This is a genomic window from Streptomyces sp. NPDC006265 (assembly GCF_040613555.1).
GTDB lineage: Bacteria > Actinomycetota > Actinomycetes > Streptomycetales > Streptomycetaceae > Streptomyces.
The window spans coordinates 1-15,809 of record NZ_JBEXSH010000107.1 but is presented as its reverse complement, the minus strand read 5'-3'; the positions used below and the strand labels follow the sequence as shown (position 1 = coordinate 15,809).

The following is a 15,809-nucleotide window of genomic DNA, read 5'->3' as shown; positions in this document are numbered from 1 at the left end:
CGGCCCGGGCGGATCCGGGGGCTTCGGAACGGGGGGGAGGAGGTACAGCAGTCACGTACCCCACTATCGCCTGAACCCCGGGCGAACCGTCACCCGGGGGTCATCTCAGCCCTTTCCCAGCCGGTTCGCCGTGTGTACGGCGCGCAGGACCGCGGCCGCCTTGTTGCGGCACTCGGTGTCCTCGGCGACCGGGTCGGAGTCGGCGACGATGCCCGCCCCGGCCTGCACGTACGCGGTGCCGTCCCGCAGGAGGGCGGTGCGGATGGCGATGGCGGTGTCGGAGTCGCCGGCGAAGTCGAGGTAGCCGACGCAGCCGCCGTAGAGGCCGCGCCGGGACGGTTCGAGTTCGTCGATGATCTGCATGGCGCGGGGCTTCGGGGCACCGGAGAGGGTGCCGGCCGGGAAGCAGGCGGTGAGGACGTCGAAGGCGGTGCGTCCGGCGGCCACGCGGCCCGTCACCGTCGAGACGATGTGCATGACGTGGGAGTACCGCTCGACGGACATGAAGTCGACGACCTCGACCGAGCCGGGCTCGCAGACCCGCCCCAGGTCGTTGCGGCCCAGGTCGACGAGCATGAGGTGCTCGGCGCGCTCCTTGGGGTCGGCGAGCAGCTCCTCGGCGAGGGCCTGGTCCTCCTGCGGGGTGGCGCCGCGCCAGCGGGTGCCGGCGATGGGGTGGACCATGGCCCGGCCGTCCTCGACCTTGACCAGGGCCTCGGGGGACGAGCCGACGACGTCGAACCCGTCGAAGCGGAACAGGTACATGTACGGGGACGGGTTGGTGGCCCGCAGGACCCGGTAGACGTCCAGCGCGCTCGCCGTGCACGGCGTCTCGAAGCGCTGGGAGGGGACCACCTGGAAGGCCTCACCGGCCCGGATGCGCTCCTTGATGTCCTCGACGGCCACCTGGAAGTCGGGGCCGCCCCACAGCGCGGTGTACTCGGGGAGCTCGGAGGGCGGGAGGACGGCCGGGGGCTGGGCGACCGCGCGGGAGAGGTCGGCTTCCATGGCGTCGAGGCGGGCGACGGCGTCGGCGTGGGCCTCGTCGACGCCGGTCTCCAGGTCGTTGTGGTTGATCGCGTTGGCGATCAGCAGGACCGAGCCCTCCCAGTGGTCCATGACGGCCAGGTCGCTGGTGAGGAGCATGGTCAGCTCGGGCAGCTTCAGATCGTCGCGCTCGCCGGGGCCGATCTTCTCCAGGCGACGGACGATGTCGTAGCCGAGGTAGCCGACCATGCCGCCGGTGAAGGGCGGCATGCCCTCCTGGTGGGGCGTGTGCAGGGCTTCGATGGTGGCGCGCAGGGCGGCAAGGGGGTCGCCGTCCGTGGGGACGCCGACGGGCGGGGCGCCGAGCCAGTGGGCCTGTCCGTCGCGTGCGCTCAGGGTCGCGGCGGACCGCACGCCCACGAAGGAGTACCGGGACCAGGAGCGGCCGTTCTCCGCGGACTCCAGCAGGAAGGTGCCGGGGCGCTCGGCGGCGAGCTTGCGGTAGAGCGCGACCGGGGTGTCGCCGTCGGCGAGGAGCTTGCGGGTGACGGGGATGACCCGCCGGTCGGTGGCGAGCTTGCGGAAGGTCTCGAGGTCCATGGCCGCTGACCTTACTGATCCGCGGCGGAGCCGTCGGGACCGCCGTCCTTGAGGAGCACGTCCGCGTCGAAACAGGTGCGCGCTCCGGTGTGGCACGCGGCGCCGACCTGGTCGACCTTGACGAGCACGGTGTCGGCGTCGCAGTCCAGGGCGACGGACTTCACCCACTGGAAGTGGCCGGAGGTGTCGCCCTTGACCCAGTACTCCCGGCGGCTGCGCGACCAGTAGGTGCACCGGCCGGTGGTGAGGGTGCGGTGCAGCGCCTCGTCGTCCATCCAGCCGAGCATCAGCACCTCTCCGGTGTCGTACTGCTGGGCGATGGCGGGCAGGAGACCGTCGGAGCTGCGCTTGAGGCGCGCGGCGATCTCCGGGTCGAGGCGACTGGATGGAGCACTGTGGGGCGAAGCGCCTCCGTGAGGGGCGGTGGCCGGGCGGCGGGCGGGCGGGCTGGTCATGCCGACCATTGTGCCGCGCATCACCGACAGGCCTGGTGGAGTGTCCACTGGGCGGACCCCCGGCCCGGCCGTAGGCTGGCCCCCATGTCGACCCATGCCAAGCGTGAACGACTTCTCCTCGCCGACCTGTTGGAGACCGCGGGTCCGGACGCGCCCACTCTGTGCGAGGGCTGGACGACCCGGGACCTCGCGGCGCACGTCGTGGTGCGCGAGCGCCGCCCGGACGCCGCCGGCGGGATACTGATCAAGCAGCTCGCGCCGCGCCTGGACAAGGTGATGGCGGAGTACACCGACAAGCCGTACGAGGAGCTGATCCAGCTGATCCGTACGGGCCCGCCGCGCTTCTCGCCCTTCTCCCTCAAACCGGTCGACGAGGCGTCGAACATCATCGAGTTCTACGTCCACACCGAGGACGTCCGCCGCGCCCAGCCCGACTGGTCCCCGCGCGACCTCGACCCGGTCTTCCAGGACGCCCTGTGGTCCCGCCTGGAGCGCACGGCCCGTCTGATGGGCCGCGGCGTTCCGACGGGTCTGGTCCTGCGCCGGCCCGACGGCCAGACGGCGGTGGCCCACCGCGGCACCCCGGTGGTCACCGTGACCGGCGAGCCGTCCGAACTGGTCCTGTTCTGCTACGGCCGCCAGAGCGCGGCCAAGGTCGACCTGGACGGCGACGAGGACGCGATCGCGAAGCTGCACGAGACGAAGCAACTCGGGATCTGAGAAAGCCCCGGCCGCACCGCGCGGCCGGGGCTCTCAGCGGAGGGGGAGGTCACCGCACCGGGTGCCCCGCCTCCCGCAGCGTCTCCTTGACCTGGCCGATCCGCAGATCCCCGAAGTGGAACACCGAAGCGGCCAGGACCGCGTCCGCGCCCGCCTCGACGGCCGGGGGGAAGTCGGTCAGTCTGCCGGCGCCGCCCGAGGCGATGACCGGGACCGTGACGTGCCCCCGTACGGCCCGGATCATCTCCAGGTCGTAGCCGTCCTTGGTGCCGTCGGCGTCCATCGAGTTGAGCAGGATCTCGCCGGCGCCCAGTTCGGCGGCCCGGTGGGCCCACTCGACGGCGTCGATGCCGGTGCCCTTGCGGCCGCCGTGGGTGGTGACCTCGAAGGAGCCCGACTCGGTGCGGCGGGCGTCGACCGACAGGACCAGCACTTGCCGGCCGAAGCGCTCGGCGATCTCGCGGATCAGGTCGGGGCGGGCGATCGCGGCGGTGTTGACGCCGACCTTGTCCGCACCGGCGCGCAGCAGCTTGTCCACGTCCTCGGCCGTGCGGACGCCGCCGCCGACCGTGAGCGGGATGAACACCTGCTCGGCCGTGCGGCGCACCACGTCGTACGTGGTCTCGCGGTTGCCCGACGAGGCCGTGATGTCCAGGAACGTCAGCTCGTCGGCGCCCTCGGCGTCGTACACCTTGGCCATCTCGACGGGGTCGCCCGCGTCGCGCAGGTTCTGGAAGTTGACGCCCTTGACGACCCGGCCGTTGTCCACGTCCAGGCAGGGGATGACTCGGACCGCCAGGGTCATGAATCGTGCTCCTCTAGTGTTCCGCTGAAGGTGTCCCTCTGAATGCTTCCACTTCCACCGACACCAGGACCCGGGAGTCGATGAAGCCCTGCACGACCAGCAGGGTCGTGACCGGGCGTACGGCGTCGAACATCTCCTTGTGGGCCCGGCCCACCGCCTCGACGTCCCGGGCGTGTGCCAGGCACAAACGGGTGCGGATCACGGACTCGGGCGCGAGCCCGAACTCGGCGATCGCCTCCAGGGCGGAGGTGAAGGCCACCTTGGCCTGCTCGTACGGGTCGCCCTCGCCGTAGAGCACATCGCCCTTGAACGCGGTCGTGCCCGCGACCAGCACACGGTCGCCCGCCGCGACGGCGCGTGCAAAACCGAAGGACTCTTCCCAGGGACTTCCGCTCTGCACACGCTGCACGGTCATGACGACACAGCCTCCAAGGCCTCTTCAAGGGTGAACGCCTTCGCGTACAGCGCTTTCCCGACGATGGCGCCCTCGACACCGAGCGGGACGAGGTCGGCGATGGCGCGCAGGTCGTCGAGGGAGGAAACCCCGCCGGAGGCCACGACCGGGCGGTCGGTGGCGGCGCACACGTTGCGCAGCAGTTCCAGGTTGGGGCCCTGGAGCGTGCCGTCCTTGGCGATGTCGGTGACGACGTACCGGGCGCAGCCCTCCTTGTCGAGGCGCTCCAGCGTCTCGTAGAGGTCGCCGCCGTCGCGGGTCCAGCCGCGCCCGCGCAGCGTCGTGCCGCGGACGTCGAGGCCGACGGCGATCTGGTCGCCGTGCTCGGCGATGACCTTGGCGACCCACTCCGGCGTCTCCAGGGCGGCCGTTCCCAGGTTGACGCGCTTGCAGCCGGTGGCGAGGGCGGCGGCGAGGGTCTCGTCGTCGCGGATGCCGCCGGACAGCTCCACCTTGATGTCCATGGCACGGGCGACCTCGGCGATCAGCTCGCGGTTGTCGCCGGTGCCGAAGGCGGCGTCGAGGTCGACCAGGTGCAGCCATTCGGCGCCGGATCGCTGCCAGGCGAGGGCGGCCTCCAGCGGGGAGCCGTAGGAGGTCTCCGAGCCGGACTCGCCGTGCACCAGGCGGACGGCCTGGCCGTCCCGGACGTCGACGGCGGGCAGGAGTTCGAGCTTGCTCACAGTGTTCCGATCCAGTTGGTGAGGAGCTGGGCTCCGGCGTCGCCGGACTTCTCGGGGTGGAACTGCGTGGCCCACAGGGCGCCGTTCTCGACGGCGGCGACGAACGGCTTGCCGTGGGTGGACCAGGTGACCTTGGGGGCCGTCATCGCCGGGTTGTGCGTCTGAAGCGACCAGTCGTGGACGGCGTAGGAGTGCACGAAGTAGAAGCGGGCGTCCGGGTCGAGGCCGGCGAACAGCTGCGAGCCGGGGGCCGCCTCGACGGTGTTCCAGCCCATGTGGGGCACGATCTCGGCCTGGAGCGGTTCGACGGAGCCGGGCCACTCGTCGAGGCCCTCGCTCTCCACGCCGTGCTCGATGCCGCGCGCGAAGAGGATCTGCATGCCGACGCAGAGGCCCATGACCGGGCGCGCGCCGGACAGCCGGCGGTCGACGATCCAGTCGCCGCGGGCCTCGCGCAGGCCCGTCATGCACGAGGCGAAGGCGCCGACGCCGGGCACCAGCAGGCCGTCGGCGTTCAGGGCCTTGTCGTAGTCACGCGTGATCTCGACGTCGGCTCCCGCGCGCGCGAGGGCGCGCTCGGCGGATCGGACGTTGCCGAAGCCGTAGTCGAAGACGACGACCTTCTTCCGCGTCTTCAGGGGGCTGCTCAATTCCACACCTCCAGCCTCACCACACCGGCCGTCAGGCACATCGCGGCGCCGATCGACAGCAGCACGATGAGGCCCTTGGGCATCTTCTGCTTGATGAACGAGTAGATCCCGCCGACGAGGAAGAGACCGACGACGATCAGCAGGGTCGAGGTGCCGTTCACAGGGCGCCCTTCGTGGACGGGAGGATGCCGGCCGCACGCGGGTCACGCTCGGACGCGTAACGCAGGGCGCGGGCGAGCGCCTTGAACTGGCACTCCACGATGTGGTGCGCGTTGCGCCCGTAGGGCACGTGCATGTGCAGCGCGATCTGCGCCTGGGCCACGAAGGACTCCAGGATGTGCCGGGTCATGGTCGTGTCGTACTCGCCGATCATCGGCGCCATCTTCTCGGGCTCGGTGTGCACGAGGTAGGGGCGGCCGGACAGGTCGACGGTGACCTGGGCGAGGGACTCGTCCAGCGGGACCGTGCAGTTGCCGAAGCGGTAGATGCCCACCTTGTCGCCGAGGGCCTGCTTGAAGGCGGCGCCGAGTGCGAGAGCGGTGTCCTCGATGGTGTGGTGCGAGTCGATGTGCAGATCGCCCTCGGTCTTCACCGTGAGGTCGAACAGACCGTGCCGGCCGAGCTGGTCGAGCATGTGGTCGTAGAAGCCGACGCCGGTCTTGATGTCGGTCTTCCCGGTGCCGTCGAGGTCGATCTCGACGAGGACCGAGGTCTCCTTGGTCACCCGCTCTGTGCGGCCTACGCGGTTCATGCGCTCTGCTCCTTCTTCAGTTCACGGACCGCGTCGAGGAACGCGTCGTTCTCTTCGGGGGTCCCGGCGGTGACCCGGAGCCAGCCGGGCACGCCGTTGTCCCGGACCAGGACGCCCCGGTCGAGGATCTTCCGCCAGGTCTCGTGGGAGTCCTCGAACCGGCCGAACTGCACGAAGTTCGCGTCCGACGCGGTCACCTCGTAGCCGATGGCGAGCAGTTCGGTGACCAGGCGGTCCCGTTCGGTCTTGAGCTGCTCGACGTAGCCCAGCAGCGTGCCGGTGTGCTCCAGGGCGGCCAGGGCGGTCGCCTGGGTCACGGCCGACAGGTGGTAGGGCAGCCGGACCAGCTGGACGGCGTCGACGACGGCCGGGTGCGCCGCGAGGTAGCCCAGGCGCAGGCCCGCCGCGCCGAACGCCTTCGACATCGTGCGGGAGACGACGAGGTTCGGACGGCCCTGAAGCAGCGGCAGCAGCGAGTCGCCGTGGCTGAACTCGATGTACGCCTCGTCGACCACCACCATCGACGGCTTCGCCGCCTGTGCGGCCTCGTACAGCGCGAGGACCGTCTCGGGCGGGACGGCGGTGCCCGTGGGGTTGTTGGGGGTGGTGATGAAGACGACGTCCGGCTGGTTCTCGGCGATGGCCTCTACGGCGGCGGCGACGTCGATGGTGAAGTCCTCGTTGCGCGGCCCGGAGATCCAGCCGGTGCCCGTGCCGCGCGAGATGAGGCCGTGCATCGAGTACGACGGCTCGAAGCCGATGGCGGTGCGGCCCGGTCCCCCGAAGGTCTGCAGCAGCTGCTGGATGACCTCGTTGGAGCCGTTGGCCGCCCAGACGTTGGCCACGCCGACCTCATGGCCGGAGGTGTCGGTGAGGTACTTCGCCAGCTGCGTGCGCAGCTCGACCGCGTCCCGGTCCGGGTAGCGGTTGAGGTTCCGGGCGGCCTCCCGGACCCGCTCGGCGATGCGTTCGACCAGCGGCTCGGGCAGCGGGTAGGGGTTCTCGTTGGTGTTCAGCCGTACGGGGACGTCCAGCTGGGGCGCGCCGTAGGGGGACTCGCCACGCAGCTCGTCCCGTACGGGGAGATCGTCGATGCGTACGTCGTTCACTTGCCCTGGGGAACCTTCCAGTCGAACCTCGCCTTGATCGCCGCGCCGTGGGCCGGCAGGTCCTCCGCCTCGGCCAGCGTGACCACGTGGTGCGCGACGTCGGCCAGCGCCTGGCGCGTGTAGTCCACGATGTGGATGCCACGCAGGAAGGACTGGACGGACAGGCCGGAGGAGTGGCAGGCGCAGCCGCCGGTGGGCAGGACGTGGTTGGAGCCGGCCGCGTAGTCGCCCAGCGACACGGGCGCCCAGGGGCCGATGAAGATCGCACCGGCGTTGCGGACCCGGTCGGCCACGGCGGCGGCGTCGGCCGTCTGGATCTCCAGGTGCTCGGCGCCGTACGCGTCGACCACCTTCAGGCCCTCGTCGATGCCGTCGACCAGCACGATCGCGGACTGCCTGCCGGACAGGGCCGGCACGATCCGGTCCTCGACGTGCCGGCTGGCCGCGACCTGCGGCTCCAGTTCCTTCTCGACGGCGTCGGCGAGCTCGACGGAGTCGGTGACCAGGACGGCGGCGGCCAGCGGGTCGTGCTCGGCCTGGCTGATCAGGTCGGAGGCGACGTGCACCGGGTCGGCGGTGTCGTCGGCGAGGACCGCGATCTCGGTCGGGCCGGCCTCGGCGTCGATGCCGATCCTGCCGGTGAAGTAGCGCTTGGCGGCCGCGACCCAGATGTTGCCGGGGCCGGTGACCATGTTCGCGGGCGCGCAGGACTCGGTGCCGTAGGCGAACATCGCGACGGCCGTGGCCCCGCCGGCCGCGTAGACCTCGTCGACGCCGAGCAGCGCGCAGGCGGCGAGGATGGTCGGGTGCGGCAGGCCGCCGAACTCGGCCTGGGCGGGAGAAGCGAGCGCGACGGACTCGACACCGGCCTCCTGGGCGGGCACCACGTTCATGATCACGGAGGACGGGTACACGGACCGGCCGCCGGGCGCGTACAGCCCGACGCGGTCGACCGGCACCCACTTCTCGGTCACGGAGCCGCCGGGGACGACCTGGGTGGTGTGCGTGTCGCGGCGCTGCGCGCGGTGGACGGTCCGGGCGCGGCGGATGGACTCCTCCAGGGCCACGCGCACGGCCGGGTCGAGTTCCTCCAGCGCGCGGGTGAGCGCGGCGGCCGGCACCCGTACCTGATCCAGCCTGACGCCGTCGAACCGCTCGGCGAAGTCGATCAGCGCCGCGTCGCCCCGATGATGCACGTCCTCGCAGATCGGACGCACCTTCTCGAGGGCGGCCGCTACGTCGAAGTCGGCTCGGGGCAGCAGGTCGCGCAGGGCGGGGCCCTCGACGAGGGCGTCGCCGCGCAGATCGATTCGGGAGATCACGTGCTCAATTCTCTCAGACCCGGGTGAGGCGCCGTCCGCGCGTATCAATGGCTGATACAGAACGCCGCGGGAACCTGGAAGATCACCTTCACGTCTTGCGTTCGGGCCGTCACACAGCGGGCATGAACTGGTGTACGAGGCAAGTGACCCGCGAGTACCCGGGGAGGAAGGAAGCGCTGTGACCGAGGGGGCCGGCGTTCGTGCCGGGGATCTGCCCGACGACCTGTCCGCGGCCGAGGCCGGCATGTGGCAGGCCTTCCGCAACGGCACCGTGTACGACCTGAGCTGCGGCGACACCGTGGCCGACGATCCGCACGGCGGTCACCCGTGGGGCGAGGAGCGGACCGTCCGGGCCCGGATCGTGTGCTGGCTGCTCCTCGACGGGCCGCCCGCCCTGGCCGGCCGCGTGTCGTCCCTGAAGCTGATCGGGGTGCAGGTCAGCGGCTCCCTGGACCTCGCGGGCGGCACGGTGGTGCCGTACGTCGAGATGCGCCGGTGCCGGTTCGAGCAGGACGTGCTGCTGCCGGAGGCCCGCTTCACGACCCTGCGCATGGTGGACTGCTCGGTGCCCCGGCTGGAGGCGGCCCGGGTGCACACCGAGGGCGATCTGCATCTGCCGCGCTGCCGTTTCCACCACGGCATCCGGCTCACGGACGCGCAGATCGGCACGGACCTGATGCTCAACCAGGCGATCGTCCACCGGGATCACAGCGGCCGGTCGATCGCCGCGGACGGCATGACGGTCGGCCAGGACCTCCAGGCGGAGCTGCTGGAATCGCACGGCGAGCTGAGCCTGCGCGCCGCCACCATCGGCGTCTCCCTGAGCCTGCGCGGCGCGCGGCTGAGCAACCCTTTCGAGCGGCTCGCGCTGAACGCCCCGCAGCTGACCGTCGAGCGCAGCCTGTATCTGACGCCGGCGGGGGTCGGCGCCCAGGCGATGAGCGGGATGACCCCGGCGCAGGGGACGCGCATCCAGCGCTTCGCGTGCGAGGGCGGGATCCGGCTGGACGACGGCCGGTTCGGCGACGCCGTCGACTTCGAGCGGGCCCGGTTCACCCTCACGGACGACCAGGAGCTGTCGCTGCGCCGGGTGCAGACGCCGGAGCTGCGGTTCCTCGGGGAGCAGCCGGTGCGCGGGCGGGTGGTGCTGTCCGGGGCGAAGGTCATCAACCTGATGGACCGGGCGGACGCCTGGCCGGGCCCGGGGCGGCTGCACATGGGCGGCTTCGCCTACGAGAACCTCGTGCCGCGCGGGCCGTTCCCGCCGGCCCAGCGGCTGGAGTGGGTGGCGGCGGCGACCGCCGAGTACAACCCGGAGCCGTACGAGCGGCTCGCGGCCGTGCTGCGGGCCGGCGGGGAGGACGAGGACGCCCGTGAGGTGCTGCTGGCCAAGCAGCGCCGGCATCGCGAGAGCCTGCCGATGGCGGCCAAGCTGTGGGGCTACGCGCAGGACTGGACGGTCGCCTACGGGTACCGGCCGGGCCGGGCCGCGGTGTGGATGGCGGTGCTGTGGGCGGCGGGCTCCCTCACCTTCGCGCAGGCCGGCCATCCGCCGATGCAGCGGGGCGAGCACCCGGAGTGGGACCCGACGCTCTTCACCCTCGACCTGCTGCTGCCCGTCATCGACCTGGGACAGGTGGGCTTCTGGCAGTTGCGGGGGGCCTGGCAGTGGCTGGCGGCGGCGATGATCCTGCTCGGCTGGATCCTGGCGACGACGGTGGCGGCGGGGGCGACGCGACTGCTGCGGCGCAACTGATGGTGTTGGCGTGACCACAGTTGTGGAACTGTCCCGGTTTTACGTTCTCTTGACCATCGGTTGTACAACTTTCCGTAGGTTCCATGAACAGTCTGGCGCCGCCGCGACCAGCCGACTTTCAATGGTCGGCACCATGGCAATGCAGCTCCCGTTCATCCGCGCGAGCCGGATGGCAAGGACCTCCCCCCACCTCGTCGGCGAGCCGTGCGCCGACGACGAGGTGCTGCTCGACGCGCCCGACGCCCGGCTGAGCCCGGCGCTGGTCGCCGCGGCCCGGGGCGACCACGTCCCGGCCGCCTCGCTGCTCCTGGCCACCCGCGTGGCCTCGGAGTGGGAGCGGCGCGACCGGTACGTGACCAGGCTGGCCGCCTTCGCCCGCTCCCGGCCCGAGTGGCTGGACGCCTGGCTCGCCACCGCCCCGCAGGACCCCGACGGGCTGCTGGTCGGGGCCCAGCTGGCGGTGGACCGCGCCTGGCGGTCACCGGCCCGGGCCGAGCTGCTGCGCGAGGTGAGCCCGCTGATCACGGCAGCGGCCCGGGGCGACCAGCGGGACCCGGTGCCCTGGCGGCTCGCGCTCGACCATGCCCGGGGCGCACAGGCCGGGCACACGTACTTCGAGGAACTGTGGGCGGCGGCCGTCCGCCGTGCCCCGCACCACTACGGCTGCCATGCGGCGGCCCTGCGTTACCTGGCCTCCTCCTGGCACGGCTCGCACCACGAGTGCTTCGACTTCGCCGACCGGGCGGCCCAGGACGCTCCCCCCGGCGCGCTCGTCCAGACCCTGCCGCTGCGGGCGGCCTTCGGCTACCTCACCGACGACTGCGGGCCCGAGGTGCCGCGCGAGCGGCTGGACGCGGCCGCCGACCGGGCGATCGCGCTGTCCCCGCGGCTGCCGGCACACGACCCCTGGCCGGCCCGGATGCGCAACCTGCTGATCTTCGTCCTGGTGCGCCTGGAGCGCTGGCCGGACGCCGTCGAACAGCTGCGCCTGAACGGCCCGTACGCCACCTCCTTCCCCTGGGACCAGGTGTCGGACGACCCGCTGGGGCACTTCCTGAGCGTGCGCGAGGACGTGCGGTGCGCGATGGCCGGGGACCCCTCCTGGCATCCACGGAGTGAACGGGGCGGACGAGTCCGTCCCGGCGACCATTAGGCTTTTGCGTCGTGACCACCGTCCGGCTCCCCCTCTTCCCCCTGAACTCGGTGCTGTTCCCGGGGCTCGTGCTCCCGCTCAACGTCTTCGAGGAGCGGTATCGCGCCATGATGCGCGAGCTGCTGAAGACGCCCGAGGACGAGTCGCGCCGGTTCGCCGTCGTGGCGATCCGCGACGGCCACGAGGTGGCCTCGACCGCACCCGGCATGCCCGACCCGACCGCGCTGCCCGAGCGGGGACCCGCGGCCGGTTTCGGCACGGACCCGGCCAAGGCGTTCCACAAGGTGGGCTGCATCGCCGACGCGGCGACGATCCGGGAGCGCCCCGACGGCTCCTTCGAGGTCCTGGCGACCGGTACGACCCGGGTGAAGCTGCTGTCGGTCGAGGCGTCCGGGCCCTTCCTGACGGCCGAGCTGGAGCCGCTGGAGGAGGAACCGGGCGACGAGGCCGCACCGCTGGCGGAGGGCGTGCTGCGGTCCTTCCGCCAGTACCAGAAGCGGCTGGCCGGGGCGCGGGAGCGGTCCCTGGCGACGGGAGCCGAGCTGCCGGACGAGCCGGGCGTGGCGTCGTACCTCGTGGCCGCGGCGATGATGCTGGACACCCCGACCAAGCAGCGTCTGCTCCAGGCGCCCGACACGGCGTCCCGCCTGCGCGACGAGCTGAAACTCCTTCGCTCCGAGACGGCGATCATCCGTAGTCTGCCGTCGTTGCCCGCGTCGGAGCTGACGCGCGGCCCGATGAGCCTCAACTGAGCGGATCCGCATGGCGAAGAAGTCGAAGAAGCAGCAACAGCCGGGCGGCACCCCCGCGACGGTGGCCCTCACGGCGGCGGGCGTGACGTACACGGTCCACTCCTACGACCACGACCCCGCGCACCCCTCCTACGGCGAGGAGGCGGCCGAGGCCATGGGCGTCTCCCCCGACCGCGTCTTCAAGACCCTGGTTGCGGACGTCGACGGCACCCTGACGGTCGCGGTGGTCCCGGTGGCGGGCCAACTGGACCTGAAGGCCCTGGCGGCGGCCGTGGGCGGCAAACGGGCGGCGATGGCCGACCCGACACTGGCCGAGCGCACGACGGGCTATGTCAGGGGCGGAATCTCACCCTTGGGCCAGCGCAAGAAGCTCCCGACGGTCCTCGACGAGTCGGCCTCGTCCCACCCGACCGTCTGCGTCTCGGCGGGCAGGCGGGGCCTCGAGGTGGAACTGGCGCCAAAGGACCTGGCCAAGCTGACCGAGGCGGTACTGGCACCCATCGGTCGGGCGTAGCTGCGGGTCCCGACGCCGGGCACTCACGCGGCAGGCGGTGCCTGATACGGCCCCTCGGGAAACTCCGGCTCCGGGTCGCGGGGTCCGAACAGCGCCATCAGCCCGAGGTGCAGCACCAGCGCGGCGAGCGGCCAGGCGAGCAACGCCCCCTTGGCGCCCAGCTTCAGCGGCGCGGTGAACGTCACGCCCCGCCCGACTTCCCGCGCGTGCGCGATCACGTCCTCGGCGGGTCCGAGCCACACCCCGACCCGCCAGGCGAGCAACGACCCGAGCAGCCCGCCGAGGGCCAGCCCCACCACCAGCGGCACGCCTCCGCGCCGCCGCAGCAGGAAGACGACCAGCGCGCTGACGGCCCCGAAGCCCAGCCCGAGCAGCGCGAACGTGCCGTCGACACCGATGGCCTGCTCACCCTCGCTGTCCTTGAGGTAGACGACCCAGTTCTTCTCCACCACGTCGCCGACCAGCGGCACGTGGGGCGCGAGCCACCACCAGAGCACTCCGAGCAGCACACCGCCGAGCGCCACGGCCACCGCGATCACGGCGGCCTCCCGCAGTTCCGTCCTCATCCCGGGGCCGTCCTGTCCGTACCAGCCGTGCCCGGCGTACTCGGCGTGCTGGGAACCGGCAGCCCCAGGCCCGGCGGCCGGAGGCTGCCACGCACCCTGTGCGGAGTGTTCATGCGGCGGCGGTGGCGGAGTCAGTGGTGCGGTCACCCTGCCATCGTGCCAGCCCCGCTCGTGCGCCGCGTCACCGGAGGACCGCTCCGCGCTCAACGGACGGCCGCCCGGCGGTACGCCCAGGTCGCCACGGCCAGCGAGACGACGCCGACGACTGCGCACACCGCGAGGTCACCGAGCACGAAGGCCCAGTCGGGGCGCGGCCCGAACGTCCGCGCGAAGGCCTCCACGCCGTACGTCGACGGCAGCAGGTCCCGCGTGAAGCGCACCACCTCCGGCATCCGGTCCGCCGGCAGCACGCCCAGCAGCAGTGCCGCCGACATGCCCAGCTGCCCGAGCAGCGTGGCCAGTTCCGGCCGGGGCGCGAGCAGGCCCAGCGCGGCACCGAGTCCGGCGAGCGCGGCGCCCGCGAGCGGGATCACGGCCATGAGGACCCACAGATGGGCCATCGGCAGCCCGAACAGCACGCAGCCGAACACCGCGGTCACGACGGTCCCGGGCACGGTGAACGAGGCGTACGCGCCCGCCGCGCCCAGCACCACGGCCGCCGGCGGCACCGGCAGCGTCGCGTAGTGGTCGAGGCCGCCGCTGGCCCGCAGCTGCCCGAAGTACTGCGCGAGCAGGTTCAGCGCGACGAAGGCGACCACCAGGACCGACGACCCGGCGACGACGGCCTGCGCCTCCGCCCCGTCGTCCACGACGCCGCGCATCAGGATCATGATCCCGATCGACTGGAAGGTCGCCACGAACAGCAGCGGGATCCGCGCCACCCGCGCCCGGGACAGCTGGGCCCGGTACACGGCCGCCAGCGACGGCCACAGCCGCGCCCGAGGTCCGAGCTCGGCCGCACACGCGGCGGGCTCCTCCACGGCCAGGGCACTGCCCGGCAGGACATCGGCGGGTACGACACTCACGTCGCGCTGCTCCCCTTCGCTCGGGTCCACTGCGGCAGTCGCCTGTTCGGTACGGATACGGCAGCCGGTCTGCTCACGGCCCGCCCGCCCGGTGTCCTCGCGCTCACACCTTCACCAGCCCCTGCTGCACGGCCCCGCCGAGCGCGAGGTACACGTCCTCCAGGCTGGGGGTGGCCAGGGTGAAGTCGTCCAGGGCAGCGAAGGCGGCGCCGCCGGTGACGGTCGCGACGACCGCCCGGGCCTCCTCAGGCCCGAGCCGCAGCGTCCAGCGGCGGCCCGACTCCACGGCGCGGTCCTTCAGCGCGGCCACCTCGGGCACGTGCAGCGGGGCCGCGTCCCGCCACACCAGGTCCACGCGCACCTCACCGGCGACCTGCTCCTTCAGCCCGGCGGGGGTGTCGCAGGCGATCACCCGCCCCCGGTCGAGGACGGCCACCCGGTCCAGCACCGTCTCGGCCTCGATGACGTTGTGGGTGACGAGCAGCACGGTCGTCCCGTGTTCGGCCCTGCGCCGGTCGACAGCGGACCACACGGCCCGCCGCGCCACCGGGTCCATGCCGGTGGTCGGCTCGTCCAGCACGAGCAGCGGCCGCTCCCCCACCAGGGCCGCCGCGAAACACGCCAGGCGCCGCTGGCCCCCGGACAGCTTCTTCAGCGGCCGTCCGGCCAGCGGCGCGAGCCCCAGCTCGTCGAGGACGGCGTCCCGCTCGGCCCGCGCGTGCCGTACGTCCAGGCCGCGCAGCCGCCCGGTGGTCTCGGCAGCGAGCGACACGGTCAGCTCGTCGAGGGCGGTCGACTCCTGCCCGAGGTAGGCGAGGATCCGCGCGGCCCGCTCGGGGTGGCAGCCGATGTCGTGCCCGAGGATCTCCACGCTGCCGCGGTCGGGCCGCATCAGCCCGGTCAGCTGGCGCACGAGGGTGGACTTGCCGGCCCCGTTGGGACCGAGCAGGCCGAAGATCTCGCCGCGGCGAACGTCCAGCGTCACGTCGTCCGTGGCCCGGACCTCGGGTGTTCCGGGGGTGCCGCGCCGGCCCCGGACCGCCGGATAGGTCTTGGTCAGCCCGCGCACCGCGCACACGACGTCACCATCGTGCCGAAATGCCTGTGCCGCGCGCTTACTCACAAGGCACGAGACTACGGGGTCGGCGACCCCGGTCCGCTCTCGGGTCGGTCCGTAGCGGGAAATCCGTCGGCAAAGAACTCAGGCGTCGAGGGGTGGGTGCTCCACGCCCGTGCGCACACTGATCTCCCGCCAGAAGCCGGCCCGGATGGCGTAACGGTCCCGCTCGTCGATCTGGTCGTCCTTGTGGGCGAGCAGGCCGAAGCGGGCCGCGTAGCGCAGCAGCTCCCCGTCGACGCGGTGCGGGATGCGCGGGTACATCCCGGACAGCTTCTGCAGGTGGCTCTGGTCGCCGAGGCGCTCGACCCAGCGCCGGGCGAAGACCTGCCCCACCTCGTCATCGCCGACCGGCTGGCCGACGTGCCCGAGATCGAGGCCTGCCACAGC

At 72.3% G+C, this 15,809-nt stretch carries 18 protein-coding genes and 1 pseudogene; 5 read left to right on the top strand and 14 right to left on the bottom strand.

What is annotated here, in order from left to right; genetic code table 11:
- Positions 1–105: 105 nt before the first annotated feature.
- Together ABZ281_RS12105 and hisI are read right to left on the bottom strand one after the other, a co-directional pair.
- Positions 106–1,587 carry an anthranilate synthase component I gene (locus ABZ281_RS12105; protein WP_356654620.1) on the bottom strand — a complete coding sequence of 494 codons (1,482 nt, stop codon included), beginning with the start codon at positions 1,585–1,587 and terminating at the stop codon, positions 106–108.
- Positions 1,588–1,598: 11 nt separating this feature from the next.
- Complete coding sequence (gene hisI / locus ABZ281_RS12100) at positions 1,599–2,042, bottom strand: phosphoribosyl-AMP cyclohydrolase (protein ID WP_356654618.1); 444 nt, start codon at positions 2,040–2,042, stop codon at positions 1,599–1,601.
- An 84-nt stretch (positions 2,043–2,126) separates the two neighbouring features.
- On the opposite strand from hisI, the gene ABZ281_RS12095 reads away from it, so the two are divergent.
- Positions 2,127–2,762, top strand: a complete 636-nt coding sequence (locus ABZ281_RS12095) for a TIGR03085 family metal-binding protein (RefSeq protein ID WP_356654616.1) — start codon at positions 2,127–2,129, stop codon at positions 2,760–2,762.
- Between the two features lie 49 nt (positions 2,763–2,811).
- Here ABZ281_RS12095 and hisF read toward each other — a convergent pair whose 3' ends face one another.
- From hisF to hisD, 8 genes are read right to left on the bottom strand one after another with little or no spacing between them, the layout of a single operon-like run.
- Complete coding sequence (hisF, locus tag ABZ281_RS12090; protein ID WP_142164513.1) at positions 2,812–3,567, bottom strand: imidazole glycerol phosphate synthase subunit HisF; 756 nt, start codon at positions 3,565–3,567, stop codon at positions 2,812–2,814.
- 13 nt (positions 3,568–3,580) lie between these two features.
- Complete coding sequence (locus ABZ281_RS12085; protein WP_356654614.1) at positions 3,581–3,982, bottom strand: RidA family protein; 402 nt, start codon at positions 3,980–3,982, stop codon at positions 3,581–3,583.
- Positions 3,979–4,704, bottom strand: a complete 726-nt coding sequence (priA, locus tag ABZ281_RS12080) for a bifunctional 1-(5-phosphoribosyl)-5-((5-phosphoribosylamino)methylideneamino)imidazole-4-carboxamide isomerase/phosphoribosylanthranilate isomerase PriA (RefSeq protein ID WP_031107368.1) — start codon at positions 4,702–4,704, stop codon at positions 3,979–3,981. Before priA ends, ABZ281_RS12085 begins: the two co-directional genes overlap by 4 nt.
- Positions 4,701–5,342, bottom strand: a complete 642-nt coding sequence (gene hisH, locus ABZ281_RS12075) for an imidazole glycerol phosphate synthase subunit HisH (RefSeq protein ID WP_356654622.1) — start codon at positions 5,340–5,342, stop codon at positions 4,701–4,703. The genes priA and hisH overlap by 4 nt, the downstream gene beginning before the upstream one ends.
- A gap of 8 nt (positions 5,343–5,350) precedes the next feature.
- Positions 5,351–5,515: a hypothetical protein gene (locus ABZ281_RS12070; protein ID WP_221758172.1), complete on the bottom strand. Its 165-nt coding sequence runs from the start codon at positions 5,513–5,515 to the stop codon at positions 5,351–5,353.
- Entirely contained in the window at positions 5,512–6,105 is a 594-nt protein-coding gene (hisB, locus tag ABZ281_RS12065) for an imidazoleglycerol-phosphate dehydratase HisB (protein WP_356654612.1), read from the bottom strand. The genes ABZ281_RS12070 and hisB overlap by 4 nt, the downstream gene beginning before the upstream one ends.
- Positions 6,102–7,214 carry a histidinol-phosphate transaminase gene (locus ABZ281_RS12060; protein ID WP_356654610.1) on the bottom strand — a complete coding sequence of 371 codons (1,113 nt, stop codon included), beginning with the start codon at positions 7,212–7,214 and terminating at the stop codon, positions 6,102–6,104. Before ABZ281_RS12060 ends, hisB begins: the two co-directional genes overlap by 4 nt.
- Complete coding sequence (gene hisD / locus ABZ281_RS12055) at positions 7,211–8,536, bottom strand: histidinol dehydrogenase (RefSeq protein WP_356654608.1); 1,326 nt, start codon at positions 8,534–8,536, stop codon at positions 7,211–7,213. The genes ABZ281_RS12060 and hisD overlap by 4 nt, the downstream gene beginning before the upstream one ends.
- A gap of 178 nt (positions 8,537–8,714) precedes the next feature.
- On the opposite strand from hisD, the gene ABZ281_RS12050 reads away from it, so the two are divergent.
- From ABZ281_RS12050 to ybaK, 4 genes are all read left to right on the top strand, one after another.
- Positions 8,715–10,292 (top strand): oxidoreductase, encoded by a 1,578-nt coding sequence (locus ABZ281_RS12050; protein WP_356654606.1) that lies wholly within the window; start codon positions 8,715–8,717, stop codon positions 10,290–10,292.
- 121 nt (positions 10,293–10,413) lie between these two features.
- On the top strand, positions 10,414–11,445 hold the full coding sequence (locus ABZ281_RS12045) for a hypothetical protein (RefSeq protein WP_356654604.1): 1,032 nt from the start codon (positions 10,414–10,416) through the stop codon (positions 11,443–11,445).
- A gap of 11 nt (positions 11,446–11,456) precedes the next feature.
- On the top strand, positions 11,457–12,197 hold the full coding sequence (locus ABZ281_RS12040) for an LON peptidase substrate-binding domain-containing protein (RefSeq protein ID WP_356654602.1): 741 nt from the start codon (positions 11,457–11,459) through the stop codon (positions 12,195–12,197).
- A gap of 10 nt (positions 12,198–12,207) precedes the next feature.
- Positions 12,208–12,711: a Cys-tRNA(Pro) deacylase gene (ybaK, locus tag ABZ281_RS12035; RefSeq protein WP_356654600.1), complete on the top strand. Its 504-nt coding sequence runs from the start codon at positions 12,208–12,210 to the stop codon at positions 12,709–12,711.
- A 23-nt stretch (positions 12,712–12,734) separates the two neighbouring features.
- Here the strand turns inward: ybaK and ABZ281_RS12030 are convergent, their stop codons facing one another.
- The 4 genes and pseudogenes from ABZ281_RS12030 to ABZ281_RS12015 form a co-directional block, all read right to left on the bottom strand.
- Complete coding sequence (locus ABZ281_RS12030) at positions 12,735–13,424, bottom strand: AAA family ATPase (RefSeq protein WP_356654598.1); 690 nt, start codon at positions 13,422–13,424, stop codon at positions 12,735–12,737.
- 56 nt (positions 13,425–13,480) lie between these two features.
- On the bottom strand, positions 13,481–14,302 hold the full coding sequence (locus ABZ281_RS12025; RefSeq protein WP_356654596.1) for an ABC transporter permease: 822 nt from the start codon (positions 14,300–14,302) through the stop codon (positions 13,481–13,483).
- 103 nt (positions 14,303–14,405) lie between these two features.
- Positions 14,406–15,380: an ABC transporter ATP-binding protein gene (locus ABZ281_RS12020; RefSeq protein WP_356654594.1), complete on the bottom strand. Its 975-nt coding sequence runs from the start codon at positions 15,378–15,380 to the stop codon at positions 14,406–14,408.
- Positions 15,381–15,503: 123 nt separating this feature from the next.
- A pseudogene (locus tag ABZ281_RS12015) lies at positions 15,504–15,809 on the bottom strand (hypothetical protein); the annotation flags it as partial.